Genomic DNA, 22,558 nt, shown 5'->3' with positions numbered 1-22,558 from the left:
GACCTGCCCCATCGCGGCCGCGGCGGCCTTGGCAGACTGTGTGCCCATGGCACAGATAACGTTGCGTGGAAACCCGATCAACACTGTCGGCGAGCTGCCTGCCGTCGGATCCAAAGCCCCGGCCTTCAGCCTGGTCGGCGGAGACCTGGCGCCGGTCAGCAGCGAGCAATTCAGTGGTAAGCCCTTGGTGCTCAACATCTTTCCCTCCATCGACACCCCGGTGTGCGCGACCAGCGTGCGGACCTTCAACGAGCGCGCCGCGGGCGCCGGGGCGACCGTGGTCAACGTCTCGAAGGATCTGCCGTTCGCGCAGGCGCGCTTCTGCGGCGCCGAGGGCATCGAGAACGTCAAGAGCGGTTCGGCGTTCCGCGACAGCTTCGGTGAGGACTACGGCGTCACCATCGCCGACGGCCCGATGGCCGGGTTGCTTGCGCGGGCCATCGTGGTGGTCGACGCCGACGGCAATGTCGCCTACACCGAACTGGTGCCCGAGATCGCGCAGGAGCCCAACTACGACGCGGCGCTGGGGGCGGCGGGCTGATCGCTGCCCGCCGGATCGGCCGGGCGGACGCGCTCCGACGTGGTTGCCAGCACCTCGCGGCAGCCGCGCCACATCTTTGTGATGATGTCGGCGGCCGGGGGCAGGTCCTCGATGCGCCCGGCCACCTGACCGGTGTTGGCGACGCTGGCGTCCAGGTCGCCGTCGAAGTAGAGTCTTTGCACGCGTTGTAGTGCCGCGGCGCCCTGGTCGGCGGACGTCGAGGTGTCGAGCCGCTCGGCGGCGGGTGTACGGATGACGCGCATCATTCGCGTCCCGTCGAGCGGCAGCATCACCGTTCCGGTCTCGTCGGCGTCGACAACCGCCTGCTTGAGGTTGCCGTGCACCGGCGAGTCCGCCGACGCCAGCAGCCGGGTGCCCATCTGCACGGCCTCGGCGCCCAGAACAAACGCCGCCGCCATGGACCGCGCGTCGCAGATCCCGCCTGCGGCCACGATCGGGATGTCGACGTGGGCCGCCACCAGCGGCAGCAGCACCATGGTCGACGCCCCGAACCGGTTCTTGAAGCCGCCTCCCTCGACACCCTCGACCACCAGCCCGTCCACGCCGGCGTCGACGGCCTTCCTGGCCGCGGCCAGGGTGCCCACCACGTGGAACACCGTGATGCCGGCGTCGTGCAGACGCTCGGTGAACACCGACGGGCTCCCGGCCGAAGTGGTCACGAACCGAATGTCATTGGCGACAAGCAAATCCAGCATCGCCGGGTCGCGGTTGAACAGCAACGCGATGTTGGCGCCGACGGCGCCGCGGGTCAGCTCGCGCACCCGCCGCAGATCGGCCCGGCCCTGCTCCGAGGTGGTCTCGATGATTCCCAGCGCGCCGGCATTGGACACCGCGGCGGCCAGTTGGGCGCCGGCGATATAGGTCATGGGCGCCTGGATGATCGGGATGTCGATGTGTGCCAGCGCGCAAACCCGGTTGGGCGCGGCGCCCGGGCCGGCGCTCATCGGTCCCGCGGATCGACAAGGTCGCGGAAGCTCTCGGACCGCTGCACGGATGCGCCGAGACTGCGCACCCGCTCGGTCAAGGCTCTGTCGGATGTCACGACGCGAATGTCGTGCGGCGCGGCATCGGCCGCGACAAGCCGAACGATCTCGTCGTCGGCCGAATTCGCGGCCGCCTTGGGCGCGTGCGCGACCTCGACCACCGAGGCTGCGATGGCCGTCGACGGCGGCCGCTCAAAAACCACTGTCACGGTCTCTTTCTGGCCCGACGCCCATCGATCCAGCCTTTCCACCAAAGTGACCATGGCACCGTTGCGGTCTTTCCACCAGCCATCGGGACGGCTTCCGATCACGTTCATGCCGTCGACAATCCACCGCACACCCACACCGTAAACGACGTGGTGGCGCGGCCGGTGATTCTCAGGCCGCGAGCGAGCACCAGTTGATACGGTCACCCCCATGACCTCGATCGCCGACACCACAGACCGGGTGGTCGCGCTGGCCCGCGGCATGCGGGACCTGGTGCGCACCCAAGCCGCCGAATCCGAGCGCATGCGCACACTCACCCCGGCGATCGTCGACGCGATGTGGACCGGCGGGCTGATGTCGGCGTTCAACCCGGTCGCGGCCGGCGGCGTCGAGCCGTCGTTCACCGAGATGATCGAGACCTGGATCGAAATGGCTTGGCAAGACGGGTCATTCGGCTGGGTGGGGATTGCCAATCTGCCGTCGTCCTTCGCCGCCGCGGCCTACCTGCCCGACGACGGCTTCGCCGAAGTGTTCACCGCACACGACAACCGGGTCACCATGGGCGGGCAGTTCTTCCCCAACGGGCAAGGCGCCGCCGTCGACGGCGGCTACCTGGTCACCGGCGCGTGGAACTTCGGTTCGGGCATCGGTCACGCGGAATACGTTGCGGCCGGCTTCCTGCCGATGGACGACGGCGAGATGCGTTGGATCAGTGAGGGTTTCCCCGAGATGCGGGTCGCCGTGATTCCGCGGGAGCAGATCAGCTTCGACGACGGCTGGTTCGTGCAAGGGCTGAAGGGGACCGGGTCCTATGACTACAGCGCTCAGGAGATCTTCGTCCCCGAGACCCGCACGTTCGAATTGTTCGTGCGCCGGCCCTACCGGGGGACGTCGCCGGCCACCCGGATGGGGCTGATGCCCGTGACCGCCGCCGGGCACGCGTCGTGGGCGCTGGGCGTGGCCAAGAGCATGCTGGACGACGTCCAGGAGCTGGCCGCGACGAAGTTCCGGATGAGTGACATGGCCTCGCTGGCCAGCCGCCCCACCTTCCAGAAGGGCCTGGCGCATCACCGCGCGGCGTGGCGCGCGGCCCGTCTGTTGGTCCTCGACGCGTTCACCACCGCAGAGGCGGCGGTGGCGTCGGGGGAGGACCTGACGCCGGCGCTTCGCGCCGACATGCGGGTGGCCGCCGTCTACGCCACCGACACGGCCCGCAGCTGCGCCGAGTGGGCCCATCTGGTGGCCGGGACCAGTTCGATCCGCGAAGGCAGCCGGCTCGAGCGCGCCTTCCGTGACATCTACACCGGCACCCAGCACGCCTTCATCAGCGAGAAGGTCGCGATCGACGTCGCGCAGATCTGGCTGGGCATCATCGACGACCAGCCCGGGTTGTAGCGCCGGGTTCTCGATAGCATTGCGCGCATGCGCGCCGCGAAAATCCTGATCACCGGCCCGACCGGGCAAATCGCCACCCCTATCTCCCGGGCGCTGGCCGCCGACAACGAGGTGTGGGGGATTGCTCGTTTCACCGATCCCGCCGCGCGAAAAGGCCTCGAGAAGGCTGGGATTCGTTGCGAGAAGGTCAATCTGGCGGCCGGCGACTTCAGTGCGCTGCCAACGGATTTCGACTACGTGCTGAATTTGGCGGTGGCCAAGAGCGGACGCTGGGACAAGGACCTGGCGGCCAACGCGGAGTCGGTCGGCCTGCTGATGGCCCACTGCCGTAGCGCGAAGGCCTTCTTGCACTGCTCCTCGGCCGCCGTGTATGACCCGCCGGGGGATGACCCCCGCAGCGAGGAGTCCGCGCTGGGCGACAACCACAAGCCGCTGTTTCCCACCTACTCCATCTCCAAGATCGCCGGGGAAGTGGTCGCCCGTTCGGTGGCGCGGGCGGTCGGCGTGCCCACCACGATCGCGCGGCTCAACGTCCCCTACGGCGACAACGGCGGCTGGCCGTTTTACCACATGGAGATGATCCTGGGGGGCATCCCGATTCCCGTCCCACCCGGTGCACCCGCGCGCTACAACCCGATCCACGAAGACGACATCATCGCCAGCATTCCCAAGCTGCTCGAGGCGGCGTCCGTCCCGGCGACCACGGTCAACTGGTGTGGCGACCAGACGGTCAGCCTGCAGGAGTGGTGCGACTACCTCGGCTCACTCGTGGGCAAAAAGCCTGACTTCGAGCCCAGCGAACAAGCGCTGCGCGGCAACCCCACCACAGTCGACCGGATGCACGAGCTCATCGGCGGCACCACGATCGACTGGCACGACGGAATTCGCCGCATGGCAGCCAAATTCCACCCGGAACTGGTCCACGTCTAATACGTCGGGGCACGCGTCAGCGATTCCGCGAGTAGCCCCGCCGCCGGCCGGCAACAGCGCCGAAGCCACCCCACCCTGCGGGTGCTTGACCAGCCGTGTGCACAATGCTAAGCAAGTGCTCAGCACTGAGCGTATCGGCGCCCGGCGCCACGACTTGGACCACGACTGGCACGAGGAAAGGGATCGGATGGCTCTGCAGGCGGTACTGGACGACCTCACCAAGCGTCCCGGCTCGGGTGAGGTCATTCCGATCATCAATCCCGCGACCGAAGAACAGATCACCGAATTCACCGACTGCGGGGAAGAGGCGGTCAACGAGGCCGCCGCGCGGGCGAAGGCGACATTCGAATCAGGCGTCTGGTCCGATCTTCCGGGTCGCGAGCGGGCCAAGATCTTGTGGCGCATCGGGGAGCTGATCGACGAACACGCCGAGGAGTTCGCGCAACTCGACTCGCTCAACACCGGCATGCCGTTGATGCAGGCGCAGCTGCAGATGTCGACTTGCTCGGAGTTCTTCCGCTATTACGCCGGCTGGTGTTCGAAGATCAACGGCGTCGCGTACGACGTGAAGACCGACGGCATCGCGACCGACACCTACGTCAACATGCACGCCTACACGCTCAAAGAGCCCTACAGCGTGGTGGGCCTGATCTTCCCGTGGAACGGCCCGATCTTCAACGCCAGCGCCAAGCTGGCGCCCGCCCTGGCTGCCGGCGGCAGCCTGCTGGTCAAACCTGCCGAGGAGACCCCGCTGTCGGCGGTGCTGCTGGACCGGCTCATCCACGAGGCCGGTGTCCCCGAGGGCGTCGTCAACCTGCTGACCGGCTACGGCCACACCGCGGGCGCCGCGATCACCGCCCATCCCGATGTCCAGAAGGTGGCCTTCACCGGCTCGACCGAGGTCGGCAAGGCGATCGTGCGGGCCGCGGCCGACAACCTGAAGAAGGTCACGCTCGAACTCGGCGGCAAGTCGCCGGTGCTGATCTTCGACGACGCCGACCTCGACAAGGCCATCATGATGGCCTCGCTGGGCATCTTCGTGCACTCCGGCCAGGGCTGCGTCTGCGGATCGCGAATCTTCGTCCAGCGCGGCGTGTTCGACCGCGTCGTGGAAGGCATTGCCATGATGGCGAATTCGTTCAAGCTAGGCGCGCCGAGCGAGGAGGGCTGCGTCAGCGGACCGCTGATCAGCGAGAAGCAGCTGACCCGCGTCATGGGCTACATCGACGAGGGCAAGAAGGACGGCGTCGACGTGGTCACCGGCGGCCACCGGCTGGACCGCAAGGGCTACTTCGTCCACCCGACGGTGCTCACCAGCGTCGATCCCAAGATGCGGCTGTACCGGGAGGAGATCTTCGGGCCGGTGGTCAGCATCCTGCCGTTCGACGACGAAGACGAGGCCGTGGCCCTGGCCAACGACACCACCTACGGTCTGGCGGCCACCGCCTGGACGGAGAACCTCGGCCGGGCCCACCGGATCATGAAGCGACTGCAAGCCGGCAGCGTTCAGGTCAACTGCCAGTTGGTGTTCGACCACGACGTGCCGTTCGGCGGGTACAAGCAGTCCGGCTGGGGCCACGAGTTCGGTAAAGAGGGCCTCGAGATCTACCTGAAGACGAAGTCGGTCTGGGCGCAGCTCTAGCCCCTTCAACAAGGGGGCCGGGCAGAAGGGTCAACTCGATGAACGTGGTGCGCCGAATAGCCCCGGCGTGTGCGGTCGCGCTCGCCGCGTCCGTCGCTGTCGTTTCATCGGCGGTCGCCGATCCGCCGCCCACCCAGGTGGTCACCGTGATTGCCGTCGGGCCCGGCGGCGAAGCGATCAACGGCTACACCGTGGCGCCCGGACCGGGCAACGTCGGGCAGGCCGGCGACTGCTCGCAGGTGTCGCCGTCGGCGCTGGCCGACAACGTCTACTACTGTTCACCCAGCGCGGCCGGGGCCGGAACCTGCTGGCCGTCGACACCGGGATCATCCCTTCTGTGCGTGGACAATCCGTGGGACCGGCAGATGCACCGGGTGATGTTCGACGGCCCGCTTCCGACCGTTCATCCGAGTGCCAACCCGGACCCGTTCGCGCTGACCCTCGACGACGGCACCCGCTGCCTGCTGCGCAACGGCGGCGCGTGGGGCGGGCGCGCCGACGGGTATGTCGGCGTGTACGGATGCGGCGGCGCCGGCAGCGATCTTGCCGTGCTGTGGCAGCCCAGCCAGGGCGCCGGATCCTGCATCGACCGCTCCTCGCCGGTATGGACCGTCAAAGTCGGTCGCCTCGGCGCGCCGGACGCCGTCCTTCCGCCGCCTGCGACTCGCGTGGTGACCTCTGCCTGGCTCGCCGGAGGCAGGGCCGGTCAGTAGGACGGCAGCGGTACTGCTATAACGCACGTATGTCAGATCTTGGGCACACGATTACCCATGTTTCCGATACTGCCCGGTGGACAGCGTTGCACCGAGCGACCGAATCGGCCCGTCCCGATGCACTATTCAGCGACCCGCTCGCCGAACGCCTCGCCGGTGAACAGGGCCGCGCGATCGTCGACAACGCCCCGTGGACGGATCGCAGTGGTTTTTGGCTGGTCGCCCGGACCAAGCTCATCGACGACGCCATCGCTGACGCACTCGCGCACGGCTGTGACCGCGTTCTGAATCTGGCCGCCGGTCTCGATACCCGGCCCTATCGCTTGGGCCTGCCGTCCGATCTCACCTGGGTCGAGGCCGACCTACCCAAGCTGCTCGCGGAAAAGACCGAAGCGCTCGCCGATCAGACTCCGCACTGCCGGCTGACCCGCATAGCCGTCGACCTCGCGGACCCGCCCGCCCGAGACGCCTTCTTCGACGAGGCGCTGGACGGCGCGACGAAGGCCTTCGTGCTGACCGAGGGGCTGTCCATGTACCTGACGGCCTCTGACATCGCGGCGCTGTCTAACGCGATCACGCGACCCGAGGTCGCCTGGTGGATGCTCGATTTCGCCTTTCCCGGCCTGCAGAAGCGAATCAACAAGAACGTCGCCGGCATTGCGGCGAACGCCCCATTCAGATTCGCACCCGAAAACGGGCTGGCATTTTTCGAGGACCTTGGCTGGCGGGCCGTCGAGGCGGAATCGGTGCTGGTGGCGGCCCACCGGCTGCACCGCCTACCGGTATGGATGCGCCCACTCGCCTGGCGGAAACCGGATTTGCGCCACCCGGGACGCCAACCCACGAGCGCGGTGGCCCTGCTCACCCACTGAACGCCGGGTGGCTACCAGACGCGGATCCAGTCGACGAGCATGTCGGCCGGGTAGCTGCCCGCGCCGGGGTCGCCGCCGCCGGAGCCGGCCACCGCCAGGTTGAACACCGGATACACGGTGTAGCCCGGGCCGTTGAACGGCCAATCCGGCAGCGAGCTCGCCGGTACGTCGAAGTACGGTTGCGCCCCGTCGGAATAGTCTTTCCAGAACCGGATGCCCGCCTCGTCCCACTGGCAGCGCCAGGTGTGCCAGGCGCTGTCCACGGCGATGTTGTGGGTCTTCCATTCGCCGCCGTTGGCTTTGGCGTGCACGGTAGTGGCCGAGGGCCAGTTGCCGTTGCCGTACCACTCCATGACGTCGATCTCGCCCTGATCGTCATTGCCCATCCAGTAGGCGGGCCAGGCGCCTGGGGTCAGGCAGTCCAGCTTGATCCGCGCCTCCCAGGTGTGGCCGACGCCGCCGCGCCACAGGCTCTGCACCTTGCCGCTGTAGTAGGTGGGGCCGTCCTTGGCGGCGCGCAGCACCAGGTTGGACTTGCCATCGACGAAGACGTTGCGGCGATCGTCGCGGTACTGCCCGATGTTCTCGGGACGTTCCCAGTAGGTCGGGTCCTTGATGGTCTCCCGCGCTTTGGCCACCGCCCACTTCGACGCATCAGGAGCCGAGCCCGCCGGGCCGTCGAAATCGTCCGAGAAGATGTAGTTCCCGGACTGGCCGCTCGGCGCGGCAGGCGGCGGTATCCGTTCGTCCGGTCGAGGGTAGGCCCGGGCCTTCGGGGCCGGCAGCGTTGCTGCCAGCACACCGATCCCGGCTGTCAGAAGCACGCGGCGGCGATCGATCTCCGGCATAAGCATGGGACCCTAGCAGCCAATCGCGCATGCGGTCGGACGGGAATTCTGTCGGTGCCCGCAGCTTTGGTTCGAATCGCGGTCGGACCAGCGGGGATGACAGCACGACAGGGTAATGGATTGTGTTGGCGAATTCACGGCCAATTCCGATACACGTGCCAGCTAACGGCCTTGACCAGCGGATGCACAGTGGGCCATGCCTCGGAGGCTGTTTCGCAGTATTCCTGCGCACGTGTTAAATAGCGCGGTAGCATCAGCCCATCGGGCCAATAGTTATCTGCACCTAATCTCCGCCAGCCAGAAGGGTGTTGACCGAATGAACAAGGCCATTAAAAAGACGCTGAAAGCTGCCGCACTTGCCGTGATAGCGGTCGGCGTGATGCTCGGGTCGTCGGGCTGCATAACGATCACAGCGCCCGCCCCGGTCAGCCGGTACTAAGACGGAGCCTGGATAAAGGGCGGACCGCCGCCGTAGTCCGCCTCAGCCTGCGCCGTTCAGCCCGGCAGCCGTAATCGAGCGGTAGTCCGTTAGGTCACCGCTTCGCACTCCGCAGCGCCATGTTGTGTGGATCACGATGACGCAGACCACGATAATCATGATCAGGACGGCAGCGAGGATGTCGACGAGTTTGTCGCGGGCGTTGGTGCTGAGGGCCAGCCGCGACCGCACTTAACCCTGGCTCGCGATGGACGAACCGAGAACCTGGCGGGGATCCGAGCAAGCTGCTCGCGACCTGCTCAACAACTTGGGTGACCAACTCGGACTCGCAGGTGGAGGGCAAGTAGCGTCTCGACGGCCGGGCCGAGGAGGGTCGTGCTGCCCGAGTTGTCGGTGGTGGGGCGTAGCGTCCGCGGCGTGAATCTCGGTAAGCGAGTTGCGTTCGGCTGGGACCGTAGTGGAATTGCAGGGCAGTTGACGCGTCTCAAGACTGCTTGGCGCTATCAAGCGCTTGACCAGCATGTTTGCAGAGCCGTTAAGACAGCTGAGCCCTGCGAAATCCCGGGAGATAATTCACGGCCAATTCTTATCTTGGCGGGTGGTTTGGTCTCAGGATTCGACGGGCATTCTGGAATCACGATCTGATAACCACACTGTTGTGTTTTTGCGGGTGGTACTGAGAGGAGTGGACGATCGTGGCGAATACATCTGAAGGCACGGTTGTTTTTCTTCAGTCCCACCCGGCATGGGTCGCCGCCCAGCGTCGGCAACGCGAATGCAACGAAGCAATGCGCCGCCACCCTTCCTTTCGTGCCCGGCGGCGTGCCGCAGCCGCTGGCAACCACGCCGTTCCGATGGTCCGCGACTTCAAGCTGTACTCGAGCGGAAACACCCCGGCCTGAATTTCGCCAACAATTGGCCTAACCGGCACGAGCAACTAGCGGGCGCTCATGTCACTCGCGCCCAGATGTCGCGGCGCCGATATCGAGCACATCACCGCCGGCTGGGTCGCGAACCTCTATCACCGGGTCGTCGACGTCATCGAACTCCAGCCGCAATGCACGGGACATGATCGCGTGCATCACGTACATGGTGGTGGTGTAGGTGAACTCGAGGATCTCGGTGTCGGTGAAGACCTCCCGCAACTGAACGAACAACTGCTCGGGTACCCGACCATGTTGACCCGCAAGGCAATCCGCGTAGGCCAGTAACAGCCGCTCGGTGTGGTCGAAACAATCGGCGGTCTCCCACGACGGTATGGCCGCGATCTTCTCCTCGGACAAGCCCGCCGACCGGGACGCCTTGCAGTGCTGCGAGAAGACGAACTGGCTGCCGACTACCCAGCCCGCACGGATTTGGCCCAACTCGCGGTGATCGGCCCGGATGGACACCTCTTCGCGGTAGAGGCGAAAGCCACGCACTGCGTGGCGCAGGGCGGCGGGGGACTGCGCCATCACCGTCCACCAGTTGCCGGGAGTACCTCCGACAGCGCCCGGCTCGGCCACCGGGTCGCGACCGCCGAACATCAAGTCGTACATCTTCAGCGTGAACTCGTCGCTGACTTCACCTAGCGGGATCGGCTTCAGACGCGGCATTGAGAGTCCTCTCGGCTGGCGGCATGGATCGGGCAATACTGGCAGATCCCATGCAGAGCCCGGGAATGGTTGCCGGCCTCAGGCGTGGCCTGTCGGCGTCTCTGCCGTCCCGTTTTGCACGACGGCCGGGCGCGGGTCGTCATCCCAACGGGGGAAGACGCCGGCCTGGATGCCGAACGAGTCAAGGGCGCGGCCGACGGAGTGGCCAACACGCCGTCGGCCCCGCCGGTCAGAGCTTGCCGGCGACGAAGTCCGCGGCCTGGTTGGCCATGCCCGCGTCGATGTAGGCGCTCGCGAGATGTTGAGGCCAGTTTTCCTTCCAGGTGTTCGGGTCGGCCGGGTTGCAGATGGGATCGGCGCCGTGGCACAACTCGATGGTCCGGTCGTTGTACACCGGGCTGAAGTTGGTGATCGGGCCCGCCCACTGGCTTCCGTTGCCGAACAACGCGACCGCGGCGATGTGCTGGTCGGCGCCCGCCGGCAGCGGGCTGTCGAACCCGAACGCGCCGATCGGCGCAGCCAGCACGACGTCGGTGACCGCAGCACCCAGGGAGTAGCCGCCCAGCACCAGTCGGGTGTCAGGGCAGTTGTTGATCATGTCCTGAACGTGGTGGCTCATGTCGTTGGCACCCTGGGCGACCTCGGTATCGGCCGGGTAGCGCACCGCGTACACGCCGACGTTCCTGTTCACCTTTGCGCGCACATCGCTGATGAACGCGTTACCCAACACTCCCGGCCCGGGTGATTCGTTTCGGCCGCGGGCGAAAACGATCTGCACCGGCGGGCAGTTCGCGGCCGCGGCGGGCGGTGCCGCCCCTGGCGTCCCGGGCGGCAGCACCGCGGCGGGCACCATCAGCGCGGCCGCGGCCACCACCGCGGCAAAGCCGACACCGATCCATTCACGAATAACGAAGGCACGCACACGACGATGTTAAAGCGAACCCGCTCCGCCCGCCGGGCGGCGGGTGCTCCGATGCCTGGTGATCTCCCAGGGCGAACAACGACCACGGTGTCGGGGGTCGAGAGCGAGACGATAGGTTCGGCTGATGAGTGACGTCGACGTGGATGCGCCCGAGCGCTTGTTCGCGCTGGCCGAACAGGTACCGGGCTTCATGCCGGGCGACGAGGGGCGCGCGCTGTACGACGCGGCGCTGCGCTATCTCGGCAGCGGTCTCGGCGTCGAGATCGGCACGTACTGCGGCAAGTCCACCCTGTTGCTGGGCGCAGCGGCGCAACAAGCCGGCGGCGTGCTCTACACGATCGACCACCATCACGGTTCCGAAGAACACCAGGCCGGGTGGGAATACCACGACGCGTCGATGGTGGATCGGGTCACCGGTTTGTTCGACACACTGCCGACGTTCCGGCGCGCGCTCGACTCCGCCCGGCTGGACGACCACGTCGTCGCGATCGTCGGCAAGTCACCGCTGGTGGCGAGGGCCTGGCGCGCACCGCTGCAGTTCCTGTTCATTGACGGCGGCCACAGCGAAGAAGCCGCGAACCAGGACTTCGATGGCTGGGCCAGATGGGTTGACACGGGCGGGGCGCTGGTCATCCACGACGTGTTTCCGGACCCTAAGGACGGCGGCCGGCCCCCGTATTACATCTATTGTCGCGCCATCGATTCCGGACAATTCAGGGAAATATCGGCGACCGGATCGCTGCGGCTGCTCGAACGCGTCGGCGGCCGGCCCGGGGAACGGGTTTAGCGCAACAGCGGGTCAGCGTCCCGTGGCGACGCATTCGCAGTCGAAGTCGGTCTGCAAGCCCACCGGCAGCTCGTCGCCGCGGAAGATTCCCGCACCGGCGGTGGTGTTCGACAAGGCGTCCGCCGCCAGGATCATCGCCGCGCCGGTCCAGGTGGTGCGCTCCTCGGGCCAGCGCTTGCCGTCCGCGAAAACCAGTCCCGTCCAATAGGATCCGTCGGCCTCGCGCAGATGCTGCATCGCGGCGAACTGCCGGTGGGCGCCGGCGGGTTGTCCGATGGCGTCCAACGCCATCACCAGTTCACAGGTTTCGGCACCGGTCACCCACGGCCGGTCGCCGACACACCGGATGCCCAGGCCGTCGACCACGAAAGCATCCCAGCGCTGCTTGATGCGCGCCGCGGCCGCCGGGCCCCGCAGGGCGCTACCGAGGATGGGGTAGTACCAGTCCATCGAGTAGCGGTCCTTTTCGGTGAACGCCTCGGGGTGCGCGGAGATTGCGTGGCCCAGGCGCCCGAGCGCCAATTCCCACTCCGGCTGCGGATCTTCGACCAGGGCGGCCAGGGCAAGCGCGCAGCGGATGCTGTGAAAGATGCTGGAGCACCCGGTCAGCAGCGCTTCCGATAGCACGCCCGATTCGCTTCGTGCCCAGCCGATCTCGCCGTAGCCGAATTGCATGTCGATGACGAAGTCGATCGCGTTGCGCACCACCGGCCACATCTCGCCGGCGAACGACTCATCGCCGGTGACCAGCACGTGGTGCCATACGCCGGTGCCGATGTACGCGCAGAAGTTGCTGTCGCTGTTGGCGTCCTCGATGACGCCCGCCCGGAACTGGATGGGCCAGGAACCGTCGGCGCGCTGGGTGCGGCGGCTCCACTCGAAGGCGGCCCGCGCCGGCTCCAGCAGTCCGGCGGTGGTCAGCGCCATCGCGCACTCGATGTGATCCCAGGGATCGGTGTGCCCACCCGCGAACCAGGGGATGGCGCCCGATGGTTCCTGGGCGGCGGCGATGGAGCGCGCGGTCTGTCGGCACTGCTCGGGAGTAACGACCCCCGGGACCGCGGGCGGATTAGACCGATGCAACTGAATACCCTTCAGCTACCTGGCTTTTCGCATCTCCCGGTTTGACAAAGTACATCGCTACGCTTTTGCCCACCAGCGGATTGAGCAACGACTCCGCCAACCGGGTGATCTTCGGCCGTTGCATCAGGTCCCAGACCAGGAGCTTGTGATAGGCGGTCACCGCGCGGTGGCCCGTGTTCTGCACGCCGACAGCGCATTTGAGCCACCAGAAGGGGGAGTGTAGCGCGTGGGCGTGATGGGAATGGGTCAATTCCATTCCGCCGCCGAGGATCTTGCCGCGCAATTCACTGGCCCGGTAAATGCGTACGTGGCCGCCCTCGTTGCTGTGGTACTCCTCGGACAGCAACCAGCACACTTGCTCGGGCAGCCACCGGGGCACGCTGACCGCCAGCGTGCCACCGACTTTGAGCACCCGGATCAGCTCGGCGATGGCCGCGTCGTCGCGGGGAATGTGCTCCAAAATTTCTGACGCGATGACGCAGTCGAACGTCTGGTCTGCGTAGGGGAGCTTCAGCGCATCGCCGGCGACCACCCTCGCCGACGCGCCGGCGGGCGCCTCGCCGGTTTCGGCCATCGCGCGCAGGATCGTGTCCACCGACCGCAATTCGGCCTCGTCCCGGTCGAAGGCGACGACGTCGGCGCCACGCCGATACGCTTCGAACGCGTGCCGGCCCGCCCCGCAGCCCACGTCGATGACCCTGGTGGAAGGCCCGATTCCGAGCCTGTCGAAATCGACCGTCAGCATGGCGTTCCGCTCTGGGCGTTGCGCGCGATCGCTCGCTCGTAGACCCGCACGGTTTGGGCGGCCACGGCTTCCCAGCTGAAGACGTTGACGGCACGGCTGCGGCCCGCCTTGCCCAGGCTGCGGCGCTTGTCCGGGGAATCCAGGAGTTCGCCGAGCGCGCGGGTCAGCTCGTCCACGTCGGCGGGCGGCACCAGTTCGGCGCAAGAACCGTCCGCCCCAAGGACTTCCGGCAGTGCGCCGACCCGGCTGGCGACGATCGGGGTGCCGCTGGCCATGGCCTCCACCGCGGGCAGCGAAAAGCCCTCGTAGAGCGAGGGAATGCAGGCGACCTCCGCGGACGCGAACAGGGCGGCCAACTCGGCGTCGGACAGCCCACTGGTGATGTGCACGATGTCGGAGATTCCCAGTTCGGCGATGAGTTTGTGGGTCGGCCCATTCGGCTCGACCTTGGCGACCAACCGCAACTCGAGGTCGCGCACGGTGCGCAGCCGGGCGACCGCTTGCAGCAGGGTGCGGACGCCTTTCAGCGGGGTGTCGGCACTGGCGATCGCGATGATGCGGCCGGGCTCGCGCGGGCCGGATCCCGGTTTGAAGAGCTCGGTGTTCACGCCCAGCGGCACGACGTGAAGTTGTTCCGGTGCCACGCCGAAATCGGCGATGATGTCCGAGGCCGACGACGACGAGACCGTCAACAAGTCGGGGATGTGCCGGGCAACCTCCTGTTGCATGTCCAAGAACCCATACCAGCGGCGCACCAACGGCTTTCGCCACCATCGCGCGGCCGCCAGGTCCAGCACCCGGTCGCGGGTGATCGGATGGTGCACGGTGGCGACGACTGGTAGCCCCGCCTCGGCGACGCTGAGCAGTCCGGTGCCCAGGCTCTGGTTGTCGTGGACAACGTCGAAATCGGCTGTCCGCTGGGCGAGTAGCCGCGCGGCCCGCATCGTGAACGTCCGCGGTTCGGGAAAGCCCGCGGTCCAGGTGGTGAACAATTCCAAGAGGTCGATGGAGTCACGAATTTCGCTCGGCCGCGGCACCCGGAAAGGGTCGGGTTCGCGATAAAGGTCAAGGCTGGGCACCTCGGTGAGCCGGACCCGCGGATCGAGCAGGTGGGGATACGGCTGTCCGGAAAACAGCTCGACGTCGTGACCGAGTTCCACCAGGCCGTGGCTGAGATGGCGCACGTAGACGCCCTGTCCGCCGCAATGGGTCTTACTACGGTAGGACAGCAGGGCAATTCGCATACTCAACTCTTCTTTGCTGGAAAAGGTCCGCGGAATGGCGCCGAATCCATCGCGGTCAACGGGCTCCCGAACTCCGTGACAGCAAACTGGACATGTGTCCAGACTATAGTTCGATCACCTAAGCGAGCGCAACGAGCCGCGAATCCGCCGTCTCGCGCGCCCGCGGCCCCCCGGATTTCCGACACGCAAAGATCATGCCACTGGGCGGTGGCCACTATCTTTCCGGCCGGTCGCTTCCGGCGCCGCGGGAGACATGCCGCGAATGTCAGGCCGCCGCTGAGCCTGGGGCCGGCGGGCATTGACCCAGAGCTGTCCGGTCGAAGCGCCTGACCGTCGAGCGACTTCGAGAAGAGAGGTCTTTGTTACCATCGCGCGGTGCGGGATTCGGCCGGACCGAGTGGACGCGGCAATCCGCCGTCGAGGCGCGACGTCCTCAAATACACCCTGGCCCCGGTCCTGCTGAGCATGGGAACTCTGGTCGCCGGTCCCAACGCTTCGAAGGCGTCGGCCGCCGGCATGAGGCTGATCGATTTCGCCGAGCGCAGGATCGCCCCCGACGAGATCAAGGCGGCCGGCTACGACGGCGTGGTGAATTACGTATCGCAGTCGCGGCCGGGCGCCAACTTCGAGGCCAAACCGCTGACTCGGGATTACGCCGACGCCCTGCGCGCGGCGGGCCTGCATATCGTCAGCAACTTCCAGTACGGAAAACCGGGCTGGCCGGACCCGTCGGACCTCACGCGCGGGTATGACGGCGGCGTGGCCGATGCTCACACCGCCATGCAGCTGCACTCGGCGGCCGGGGGGCCGAACTCGGCGCCCATCTTTTTCAGCGTCGACGACGACATCGACGCGGACACGTGGAACAACCTTGCGGTGCAATGGTTTCGAGGGATCAACTCGGTTTTGGGCGTGGGCCGTACCGGCATCTACGGCCATGCCCGGGCGTGCGAGTGGGCGATTCGGGACGGCGTCATCGGACCGTCGACCAGCGCCGGACACCAGTGGGCGTGGCAAACACGGTCCTGGTCGCACGGCGATCGCGAACCCGCGGCGGTGCTCTACCAGACGGTCGTCAACAGCCCGGGAAATCCCGGCCCGCTGCTGGGCGGCATCAACGTCGACGTCGACGACGTCTTGGCCGCCGACTTCGGGCAGTGGGACCTGGATCGCTGACCCGGACATCCCTTACCGCTTCGCGAGACGTAAACCCGGGCGGCCGATAGCGGCGTGTCGTGTACGTGGTGCACGTGTCGCGAAAGCACGGGCACTAAGACAACCGAACGAAAACGGCGCCCCGCGAGCCGATGGCCCGCGGGCGCCGCATCGTGTTCGGGTGTTACTTCAGGTCGAACCGGTCGTTGTTCATGACCTTGACCCACGCCGCGACGAAGTCCTCCACGAACTTGCCGCCCGCGTCGTCCTGGGCGTAGACCTCGACCAATGCGCGCAGCACCGAGTTCGAGCCGAAGACAAGGTCGTTGGCGGTCGCGGTCCACTTGTGCGCGCCGGACGCCCGGTCGTGCCCTTCGTAGACGTTCTCCGCGGTCTCGGACGCCTTCCACTCGGTCCCCATGTCGAGCAGGTTGACGAAGAAATCGTTCGTCAACGCGCCCGGCCGGTCGGTGAACACGCCGTGCTTGCTGCCGCCGTGGTTGGCGCCCAGGGCACGCAGTCCGCCGACGAGCACGGTGAGCTCCGGTCCCGTCACACCCAGTAGGTACGCGCGCTCGACCAGGAGCTGCTCCAGCGGGGCTTTCTCACCCGGCCGCGCGTAGTTGCGGAACCCATCGGCCCGCGGCTCGAGCACCGCGTTCGACTCCACATCGGTGTTCTCCTGCGACGCATCGGTACGCCCGGGGGCGAAGTGCACCGAGATCTCGTAGCCGGCGTCCTTGGCCGCCTTCTCGACCGCGGCGGAACCGGCCAACACGATCAGGTCGGCGATCGAGATCTTCTTGCCGTCCGAGGCCGAGGCGTTGAAGTCCTGCTGGATCTTCTCCAGCACGGGCAGCACCTTGTCCAGTTCGGAGGGTTCATTGACCTCCCAGTTCCGCTGCGGCTGGAGGCGAAGCCGCCCGCCGTTGGGGCCACCGCGCTTGTCGGTGTTGCGGTAGCTGATCGCGGCCGACCACGCGGTCTTGACCAACTGGGGAACCGACAGTCCCGACGCCAGCACCTTGCTCTTCAGAGCCGCGACGTCCTTATCGTCGACCAGTTTGTGGTCAACTACCGGAACCGGGTCCTGCCACAGCTGCGGCTCGGGAATCCAGGGCCCCAGGAAGCGGGTAACCGGGCCCATGTCGCGGTGCAGCAGCTTGTACCACGCCTTGGCGAAGGCGTCGGCCAGCTCCTCGGGGTGGTCGAGCCAGCGCCGAGTGATGTCGCGGTAGATCGGGCTTTCCCGCAACGAGATGTCGGTGACCAGCATCGTCGGGGCACGCCCCGGCCCACCGAACGGATCGGGGATGGTTCCCGCGCCTGCGCCGTCCTTGGCGGTGAACTGCCAGGCGCCGGCGGGGCTCTTGGTCAGCTCCCACTCGTAGCCGTACAGCGTCTCCAGGAAGGAGTTGTCCCACTTCGTCGGCGTCGGCGTCCAGACGACCTCCAGGCCGCTGGTGATGGCGTCCTTGCCCGCGCCGCTGCCGTAGGAGCTCTTCCAGCCCAGCCCCTGCTGCTCGATCGGGGCGGCCTCCGGCTCGGGACCGACAAGATCCGCGTCGCCGGCGCCGTGCGTCTTGCCGAAGCTGTGGCCGCCGACGATCAGCGCGGCCGTCTCCTCGTCGTTCATCGCCATCCGGCCGAACGTCTCTTTGATGTCGATCGCCGCGGCGACCGGGTCCGGCTTGCCTTCGGGTCCTTCGGGATTCACGTAGATCAGGCCCATGGTGGTGGCGCCGTAGGGCTGCGCCAGATCGCGCTTACCCGAGTAGCGCTTGTCGGTGCCCAGCCATTCGCCCTCTTCACCGAACAGGATCTCCTCGGGCTCCCAGACGTCTTCACGGCCGAAGGCGAAGCCGAAGGTCTTGAATCCCATTGATTCCAGGGCTGTATTGCCGGCGAACAGCAGCAGGTCCGCCCAAGAGATCGTGTTGCCGTACTTCTTCTTCAGCGGCCACAGCAGCCTGCGCGCCTTGTCCAGGCTTGCGTTGTCCGGCCAGCTGTTGAGCGGGGCGAAGCGCTGCATGCCCTGCCCGCCACCACCGCGGCCGTCGAAGATGCGGTAGGTGCCCGCGGCGTGCCAGCTCATCCGGATGAACAGGCCGCCGTAGTGGCCGTAGTCGGCCGGCCACCAGTCCTGCGAGGTGGTCAGCACGGAGATCATGTCCGCTTTCAGCGCCTCGACGTCCAGCTTGGCGAACTCCGTTGCGTAGTCGAAGTCGTCGCCGAGCGGGTTGGACTGGGCGACGTGCGGGTGCAGCCGGGACACGTCGACCTGGTTGGGCCACCAGTCCTGATTCGTCAGTGGCGCATCGCTTTTGGGCGTCGGCGCATCGATCGCCGGGTTTTCGCTATTGCTGCCCTTGTGGGTGGTATCGGATGACACAGCATTCCTTTCGAGGGTGGGTGAATCGGGCTGCGATCACGGCTGTGATCTAAGAACCTGTCGCCGAACAATCGGCGCACAGGCCCCAATAGATGACTTCGGCCTCATCGAGGACGAAGCCATCGAGAACGTCGTCGTCGTCCGAGGGCGTGAGGCAGGGAGCGTCTCCCACGGCGCAGTCGACATCGGCGATGATCCCGCAGGACCGGCACACGACGTGGTGATGGTTGTCGCCGACGCGCGACTCATAGCGCGCGACCATGCCCAGAGGCTGGATGCGCCGAACCAAACCTACCGCGGTCAGGGCGTTGAGCACGTCGTAAACGGCTTGGCGGGACACCTCGGGCAGGCCGACCCGGACCGCCGAGAAGATCGTCTCGGTGTCGGCGTGTGGATTGGCATCCACCACTTCCAGCACCGCAACCCTGGGCCGGGTCACCCGCAAATCGGCCATCCGCAACCTGCTCGCGTAATCGGCCGTCGATGACACGCAACCAATATGACGCACTTATCTGGAACGAGTCAAGACTTTACTGTGAAGTGAGACACAACGATGGGTGACGAATGAGTTGGATCACGATCAGGTCGGCTTCAGCGCGCTGCCCTTGCGCCACTGGTCCCAGCTGAGCGTCCAGTCGCCGTTCTGCGCCACCGTCAGCGGAGGCCCGCCGCTGTTGCGGACCTCGACGACGTCGCCGGGCACCGAAAACCCGTAGAACCACTTCGCGTTGTCGGCGTTGAGATTCAGGCAGCCGTGCGACGTATCGCGGCGACCCTGGGCCCATACCGTCGCGTCGAGCTCGTGCAGATAGATGCCGTCCGTGCTGATCTTGGTGGCCCAGTTGATCGTCTCGCGGTATCCGAGCCGGGAGTTCTTGGGCAGGCCGAAGGTCGAGGAGTCCATGATGACGGGGTTGCCCTTGTCGAGAACTGTGTAGACCCCGGGGGGAGTCCACAGCGAGATGCTTTTCCCGCCGACGTCTTCGGTGCCGCCCATGCCCATGGACGTCGGCATGGTGCGCTGCAGGTTCCCGTTGCTGAACACGCTGACCTGGTGGGTGGCGTCATCGGCGATCGACACGTGCGCGTCGCCGATGCGGAAGGACACAGTGGTGTCATCTTGGCCGAAAAGGCCTTCGCCCAAAGCTATTCCGTAGACCTTCGCCTCGGCCCTGACGTTGGTGCCGGGCGCGTAGTAGTGCTCCGGGCGCCAATGCGCGTTCTGGCCGTCGACCCAGTACCAGGAGCCGTCGACCTTCGGGGTGGTCGTCACCGCGAGGTGCCGCTCGGCGGTGGCGCGATCGGCGATCTTCTCGTCGAAGTGCGCCACGAGCACCGTCCCGACGCCGTAGGTGCCGCCGTCGTGCAACGCGGCTTCCGACGTGGCGGTGAACGACACCTTGGTCTGATTGGACGGCTGCAGGGTCGAGAACATTGAAACCTGTTTGCCCGCAACGCCACTGACGCCGCTGCTGGTGACCGTCAGCGTGTAGGTGCGCCCGTAGCCCAGCGGGATGGTGGGCTTCCACACCGTGTTGTCCGGGGTCATGACGCCCTCGACCCGTTTGCCGCTCTCGTTGACCATGTCGACGCCCGTCAGCGTCCCGTTCTCGGCCTTGACCGTGACCGGTCCGACGGGGTCGACGTCATGGGCGCCGGGACCTGGGGTGATCGTTATCTGTGCCGGCCCAGCAGCTTTCGCGGAATCGCCGCGTTGGCCGCAGTCGCCGTTCGGGCAATGCGGGGCCGACGCCAGGCGTATCGCGCCCGCCAGGGCGATGATCACGAGCGCGGCGCACAACACCCGGCGAGGCCGGCTGGTGCCGAGGATCCGGCTGACGAACTGATCGATCGACTTGAACGTCATGAAGGAGCCGAATCCTGCTTTCTGTTAGTCGCAGGCTGCGATGTTTCGCCCGGCGAGTTGAGTGTCGTGAGGTTGAGTGCCGTAGGTGAAGTATCCCGCGAGGTGCGGTTTCTAAACCGACGGACCCGGCGAGGGGGTTCCGTTTCCCGGGGCCGGGCCGGGGTATCAATCCAGCCGTGACTTCGTTATGGATGGCCGAACAACCCGAACAGCCGTGGGCCGCAAGCCGGCTTGACCAAGGCCCCGATTCCGCCGAGGTCATCGTCGTGGGCGCGGGCATCACCGGCCTGATCGCGGCGGTCTTGCTGGCCCGCGCCGGCAAAGATGTGCTAGTGCTCGAGGCGCGCACCGTGGGGGCCTGCGCCACCGGGAACACCACCGCCAAAATCAGTCTGCTGCAGGGCAGTCAGCTGTCCAAGGTGCTACCGCGGCACGGCAGGGATGTAACGCGCGCATACGTCGACGGCAATCGCGAGGGCCAGGAGTGGGTGCTGCGCCATTGCGAGGAGCACGGCGTGGCGGTGCAGCGCGAGGACGCCTACACCTACGCCCAGTCCGTGCTGGGCGTGCCATCGGCGCGCGCCGAACTCGCGGCCTGCAAAGCGGCCGGCCTGCCCGCGGTGTGGGATGACGACGCCGACGTGCCGTTCGCCTATCACGGCGGTGTGCGCCTGGCCGATCAGGCCCAGTTCGACCCGGTGTCATTCCTCGACTCGTTGGTCGCCGAGCTGCTGGGTCACGGCGGTCGGCTGGTCGAGCACACCCGGGTGCGGCGAGTTTCCTGGCGCGGCGAGAAGGTGCGCGTACACGGCACCGACGCCGCCGGGCCGACATCGAGCTTCACGCCGGCCAACTGGTGCTTGCGACCGGGATCCCGATCCTGGATCGCGGCGGCTACTTCGCGCGGGTGAAGCCGAGCCGGTCCTATTGCCTGGCCTTCAAAGTTCCGGGCACCATCACCCGGCCGATGATCATCTCCACCGACTCGCCGACCCGTTCGGTGCACTACGCGCCGGTCGCCGACCCGACCAGAAGTGGGTCTGCAAGCTGACGGGCCTGTCACGCCCGACGGCACGCTGCTGGAAGGTCCGGCCACCCGCGACCTCACCGCGTAGCCCGCGACGTCAGGGCTTCTTCTCAAAAACCAACCAGCGCAACTCAATTGGCGAGTCGCCGCGCTCGACGTCGAACACATCGAGGCCGCCGGCCCAACCCTCGAACCAGCCCGTGGGCGGCCAGGCATCCGGCGGCAACTGCGCCTTCTCGTACTCGTAGGCGGAGTCGTCGGCGATGGACCCGAGCGGCAGCCCGGCCGCCGCGGCGCTCACCTCGTCGCGGGTGAAGATCATGCTGTTGCACTGCTGACCGAGTTGCACCGCGGCGTCGTCGGGAACGTAGCCGTCACGGGCCAGGAAGGTATTGAAAACCAGCCGTCCACCGGGAGCCAGGCAGTCGGCGGCCAGTTCGAACATGCCGCGCAACTCGCGCGTCGTCCTGAAGTCGGGCACCACCTCCGAGAGCACCATCAGCTGATACTCCTCGCGCACGCCTTCCATCGCGGTGAAGACGTCGCTTTGAATGACGTTCACGCGCAGGGATTCACGGGCGACTTCGGCACCAATCGCCTCGGCGAACTTTGCGGTCATCTCGACCGCGTCGACCGGATGCCCGAGCCGGGCCAGTGGCAGCGCGTTGCGCCCTGTTCCCGCACCGACATCGAGCACCCGACAGGTGGAAGGGTCACCGGCCTCGGCGGCCAGCGCCAACACGCGTGCGTCGGGGTCGGTGCCGAACAGCGGCGGCGGCCGCACGGCCACCCACTTGTCGTAATCGGCCTCCACGGTGCGCCATTCGGCCTGGACGCGGAAGTTCACGCCCTCCCCGTAGGGCGCCTGATAGGAGATGAGGACCTCCGAACGAGGGGAGGCCCTGAAGGCCTTCGCCAACTCGACTTCCAGCGCGGCCCGCAGGTGTGCGGCCTGCTCGGGTGTGTACCAGACACCCAAGGTGGCGCAGACGTTGCCGCACAACTGGACATATTCGTCGATCAGGCCCGGCACCGCCGGCACCCAGATCTGGCCCTCGGCCGCCGTTCGGCGATAGAGCCGCCTGATCATCGCCTCGCGTAGCACCAGCGGATCGAACGACCTGTTCGGCGGATCCTGCACCAGAACCTT

21 protein-coding genes and 1 pseudogene are annotated in these 22,558 nt (G+C 66.8%); 9 read left to right on the top strand and 13 right to left on the bottom strand.

What is annotated here, in order from left to right; translation table 11 throughout:
• Nucleotides 1–46 precede the first annotated feature (46 nt).
• A complete protein-coding gene (gene tpx, locus OQ789_RS12590; protein ID WP_324686157.1) occupies nucleotides 47–541 on the top strand; it encodes a thiol peroxidase in 495 nt (164 codons plus the stop codon).
• Here the strand turns inward: tpx and OQ789_RS12585 are convergent.
• Both OQ789_RS12585 and OQ789_RS12580 read right to left on the bottom strand, forming a co-directional pair.
• Nucleotides 511–1,506, bottom strand: a complete 996-nt coding sequence (locus tag OQ789_RS12585) for a nitronate monooxygenase (RefSeq protein WP_324686156.1) — start codon at nucleotides 1,504–1,506, stop codon at nucleotides 511–513. The two genes, tpx and OQ789_RS12585, sit on opposite strands and share 31 nt — an antisense overlap.
• Nucleotides 1,503–1,883, bottom strand: coding sequence for an NYN domain-containing protein (locus OQ789_RS12580; protein ID WP_324686364.1), 381 nt, complete (start codon nucleotides 1,881–1,883; stop codon nucleotides 1,503–1,505). Before OQ789_RS12580 ends, OQ789_RS12585 begins: the two co-directional genes overlap by 4 nt.
• Before the next feature lie 79 nt (nucleotides 1,884–1,962).
• Between OQ789_RS12580 and OQ789_RS12575 the strand changes: the two genes are divergently transcribed.
• From OQ789_RS12575 to OQ789_RS12555, 5 genes are all read left to right on the top strand, one after another.
• Nucleotides 1,963–3,147, top strand: coding sequence for an acyl-CoA dehydrogenase family protein (locus OQ789_RS12575; protein ID WP_324686155.1), 1,185 nt, complete (start codon nucleotides 1,963–1,965; stop codon nucleotides 3,145–3,147).
• 27 nt (nucleotides 3,148–3,174) lie between these two features.
• A complete protein-coding gene (locus OQ789_RS12570; protein ID WP_324686153.1) occupies nucleotides 3,175–4,077 on the top strand; it encodes an NAD(P)-dependent oxidoreductase in 903 nt (300 codons plus the stop codon).
• A 187-nt stretch (nucleotides 4,078–4,264) separates the two neighbouring features.
• Nucleotides 4,265–5,719, top strand: coding sequence for an aldehyde dehydrogenase family protein (locus OQ789_RS12565; protein WP_324686363.1), 1,455 nt, complete (start codon nucleotides 4,265–4,267; stop codon nucleotides 5,717–5,719).
• Nucleotides 5,720–5,757: 38 nt separating this feature from the next.
• The gene (locus OQ789_RS12560; protein WP_324686151.1) at nucleotides 5,758–6,432 is read left to right on the top strand and encodes a hypothetical protein; all 675 of its coding nucleotides are present in this window, start codon (nucleotides 5,758–5,760) and stop codon (nucleotides 6,430–6,432) included.
• A 29-nt stretch (nucleotides 6,433–6,461) separates the two neighbouring features.
• The gene (locus OQ789_RS12555; protein WP_324686150.1) at nucleotides 6,462–7,304 is read left to right on the top strand and encodes an SAM-dependent methyltransferase; all 843 of its coding nucleotides are present in this window, start codon (nucleotides 6,462–6,464) and stop codon (nucleotides 7,302–7,304) included.
• 11 nt (nucleotides 7,305–7,315) lie between these two features.
• On the opposite strand, the gene OQ789_RS12550 is transcribed toward OQ789_RS12555, so the two are convergent.
• The 4 genes from OQ789_RS12550 to OQ789_RS12535 all read right to left on the bottom strand — a co-directional run bounded on the left by OQ789_RS12550 (nucleotide 7,316) and on the right by OQ789_RS12535 (nucleotide 11,039).
• A complete protein-coding gene (locus OQ789_RS12550; RefSeq protein ID WP_324686149.1) occupies nucleotides 7,316–8,152 on the bottom strand; it encodes a glycoside hydrolase family 16 protein in 837 nt (278 codons plus the stop codon).
• A gap of 481 nt (nucleotides 8,153–8,633) precedes the next feature.
• Nucleotides 8,634–8,822 (bottom strand): hypothetical protein, encoded by a 189-nt coding sequence (locus OQ789_RS12545; RefSeq protein WP_324686147.1) that lies wholly within the window; start codon nucleotides 8,820–8,822, stop codon nucleotides 8,634–8,636.
• A 722-nt stretch (nucleotides 8,823–9,544) separates the two neighbouring features.
• Nucleotides 9,545–10,186 carry a carboxymuconolactone decarboxylase family protein gene (locus tag OQ789_RS12540; protein WP_324686146.1) on the bottom strand — a complete coding sequence of 214 codons (642 nt, stop codon included), beginning with the start codon at nucleotides 10,184–10,186 and terminating at the stop codon, nucleotides 9,545–9,547.
• 229 nt (nucleotides 10,187–10,415) lie between these two features.
• Nucleotides 10,416–11,039, bottom strand: coding sequence for a cutinase family protein (locus tag OQ789_RS12535; RefSeq protein WP_324686362.1), 624 nt, complete (start codon nucleotides 11,037–11,039; stop codon nucleotides 10,416–10,418).
• Between the two features lie 193 nt (nucleotides 11,040–11,232).
• Between OQ789_RS12535 and OQ789_RS12530 the strand changes: the two genes are divergently transcribed.
• A complete protein-coding gene (locus OQ789_RS12530; RefSeq protein ID WP_324686145.1) occupies nucleotides 11,233–11,895 on the top strand; it encodes a class I SAM-dependent methyltransferase in 663 nt (220 codons plus the stop codon).
• A 12-nt stretch (nucleotides 11,896–11,907) separates the two neighbouring features.
• On the opposite strand, the gene OQ789_RS12525 is transcribed toward OQ789_RS12530, so the two are convergent.
• From OQ789_RS12525 to OQ789_RS12515, 3 genes are read right to left on the bottom strand one after another with little or no spacing between them, the layout of a single operon-like run.
• Nucleotides 11,908–12,978, bottom strand: coding sequence for a prenyltransferase (locus OQ789_RS12525; RefSeq protein ID WP_324686144.1), 1,071 nt, complete (start codon nucleotides 12,976–12,978; stop codon nucleotides 11,908–11,910).
• Nucleotides 12,965–13,723: a class I SAM-dependent methyltransferase gene (locus tag OQ789_RS12520; RefSeq protein WP_324686143.1), complete on the bottom strand. Its 759-nt coding sequence runs from the start codon at nucleotides 13,721–13,723 to the stop codon at nucleotides 12,965–12,967. The genes OQ789_RS12525 and OQ789_RS12520 overlap by 14 nt, the downstream gene beginning before the upstream one ends.
• Nucleotides 13,717–14,967: a glycosyltransferase family 4 protein gene (locus tag OQ789_RS12515; protein ID WP_324686142.1), complete on the bottom strand. Its 1,251-nt coding sequence runs from the start codon at nucleotides 14,965–14,967 to the stop codon at nucleotides 13,717–13,719. The genes OQ789_RS12520 and OQ789_RS12515 overlap by 7 nt, the downstream gene beginning before the upstream one ends.
• Before the next feature lie 375 nt (nucleotides 14,968–15,342).
• Here OQ789_RS12515 and OQ789_RS12510 point away from each other — a divergent pair, with 375 nt between their 5' ends.
• Entirely contained in the window at nucleotides 15,343–16,143 is an 801-nt protein-coding gene (locus OQ789_RS12510; RefSeq protein ID WP_324686140.1) for a DUF1906 domain-containing protein, read from the top strand.
• Nucleotides 16,144–16,306: 163 nt separating this feature from the next.
• On the opposite strand, the gene katG is transcribed toward OQ789_RS12510, so the two are convergent.
• The 3 genes from katG to OQ789_RS12495 form a co-directional block, all read right to left on the bottom strand.
• Entirely contained in the window at nucleotides 16,307–18,514 is a 2,208-nt protein-coding gene (gene katG, locus OQ789_RS12505; RefSeq protein ID WP_324686138.1) for a catalase/peroxidase HPI, read from the bottom strand.
• 49 nt (nucleotides 18,515–18,563) lie between these two features.
• On the bottom strand, nucleotides 18,564–19,004 hold the full coding sequence (locus OQ789_RS12500; RefSeq protein WP_324686137.1) for a Fur family transcriptional regulator: 441 nt from the start codon (nucleotides 19,002–19,004) through the stop codon (nucleotides 18,564–18,566).
• A 90-nt stretch (nucleotides 19,005–19,094) separates the two neighbouring features.
• Nucleotides 19,095–20,381: a L,D-transpeptidase gene (locus OQ789_RS12495; RefSeq protein ID WP_324686134.1), complete on the bottom strand. Its 1,287-nt coding sequence runs from the start codon at nucleotides 20,379–20,381 to the stop codon at nucleotides 19,095–19,097.
• A 191-nt stretch (nucleotides 20,382–20,572) separates the two neighbouring features.
• On the opposite strand from OQ789_RS12495, the pseudogene OQ789_RS12490 reads away from it, so the two are divergent.
• Nucleotides 20,573–21,414 (top strand): annotated as a pseudogene (locus tag OQ789_RS12490) (NAD(P)/FAD-dependent oxidoreductase); the annotation flags it as partial.
• Between the two features lie 91 nt (nucleotides 21,415–21,505).
• On the opposite strand, the gene OQ789_RS12485 reads toward OQ789_RS12490, so the two are convergent.
• On the bottom strand, nucleotides 21,506–22,549 hold the full coding sequence (locus tag OQ789_RS12485; protein WP_324686132.1) for a class I SAM-dependent methyltransferase: 1,044 nt from the start codon (nucleotides 22,547–22,549) through the stop codon (nucleotides 21,506–21,508).
• Nucleotides 22,550–22,558: the final 9 nt, after the last annotated feature.

The sequence above is a fragment of the Mycobacterium sp. 94-17 genome, from assembly GCF_035617725.1.
Lineage (GTDB): Bacteria > Actinomycetota > Actinomycetes > Mycobacteriales > Mycobacteriaceae > Mycobacterium.
This window is presented reverse-complemented; position numbering and strand designations above follow the sequence as displayed.

Bases quoted from the DNA above. Each gene is read 5' to 3' on its own strand.
- tpx (WP_324686157.1), top strand. From the start codon at position 47: ATGGCACAGATAACGTTGCGTGGAAACCCGATCAACACTGTCGGCGAG.
- OQ789_RS12585 (WP_324686156.1), bottom strand. From the start codon at position 1,506: ATGAGCGCCGGCCCGGGCGCCGCGCCCAACCGGGTTTGCGCGCTGGCA.
- OQ789_RS12575 (WP_324686155.1), top strand. From the start codon at position 1,963: ATGACCTCGATCGCCGACACCACAGACCGGGTGGTCGCGCTGGCCCGC.
- OQ789_RS12570 (WP_324686153.1), top strand. From the start codon at position 3,175: ATGCGCGCCGCGAAAATCCTGATCACCGGCCCGACCGGGCAAATCGCC.
- OQ789_RS12565 (WP_324686363.1), top strand. From the start codon at position 4,265: ATGGCTCTGCAGGCGGTACTGGACGACCTCACCAAGCGTCCCGGCTCG.
- OQ789_RS12560 (WP_324686151.1), top strand. From the start codon at position 5,758: ATGAACGTGGTGCGCCGAATAGCCCCGGCGTGTGCGGTCGCGCTCGCC.
- OQ789_RS12555 (WP_324686150.1), top strand. From the start codon at position 6,462: ATGTCAGATCTTGGGCACACGATTACCCATGTTTCCGATACTGCCCGG.
- OQ789_RS12550 (WP_324686149.1), bottom strand. From the start codon at position 8,152: ATGCCGGAGATCGATCGCCGCCGCGTGCTTCTGACAGCCGGGATCGGT.
- OQ789_RS12540 (WP_324686146.1), bottom strand. From the start codon at position 10,186: ATGCCGCGTCTGAAGCCGATCCCGCTAGGTGAAGTCAGCGACGAGTTC.
- OQ789_RS12535 (WP_324686362.1), bottom strand. From the start codon at position 11,039: ATGGTGCCCGCCGCGGTGCTGCCGCCCGGGACGCCAGGGGCGGCACCG.
- OQ789_RS12530 (WP_324686145.1), top strand. From the start codon at position 11,233: ATGAGTGACGTCGACGTGGATGCGCCCGAGCGCTTGTTCGCGCTGGCC.
- OQ789_RS12520 (WP_324686143.1), bottom strand. From the start codon at position 13,723: ATGCTGACGGTCGATTTCGACAGGCTCGGAATCGGGCCTTCCACCAGG.
- OQ789_RS12515 (WP_324686142.1), bottom strand. From the start codon at position 14,967: ATGCGAATTGCCCTGCTGTCCTACCGTAGTAAGACCCATTGCGGCGGA.
- OQ789_RS12495 (WP_324686134.1), bottom strand. From the start codon at position 20,381: ATGACGTTCAAGTCGATCGATCAGTTCGTCAGCCGGATCCTCGGCACC.